The sequence below is a fragment of the uncultured Pseudoteredinibacter sp. genome (genome assembly GCF_947502065.1).
Taxonomy (GTDB): Bacteria; Pseudomonadota; Gammaproteobacteria; order Pseudomonadales; family Cellvibrionaceae; genus Pseudoteredinibacter.
Map to the genome: position 1 here is coordinate 1 of NZ_CANMYE010000054.1, position 227 is coordinate 227.

At 48.5% G+C, this 227-nt stretch carries 1 protein-coding gene; it reads right to left on the minus strand.

The genetic code is table 11. The features are described 5' to 3' along the window. The coding region (locus Q1A41_RS20340; RefSeq protein WP_299983014.1) for a hypothetical protein at positions 1-227 on the minus strand (227 nt) is incomplete at both ends.

Below are 227 nucleotides of genomic sequence, written 5' to 3' on the forward strand. Positions count from 1 at the left end.
GCCGCAGTAATATTTTGGCCGGCAATGCTCAACGAACCTAAACCGTCTGGAGTGTTTACGGTGAAGGTATTGCCAGTAACAAAGCCATCTTCTTGGACGCTTTCGTCACCGGTTGCACCAGCGTTATTGTCATCGATGGTGACAGTCGGTGCACCGTCACTTGTGCCAGTAACAGTTATGGTTACGGTGGTAGTTGAGAAACTGCCATCACTGTCTTTTAAGGTGTA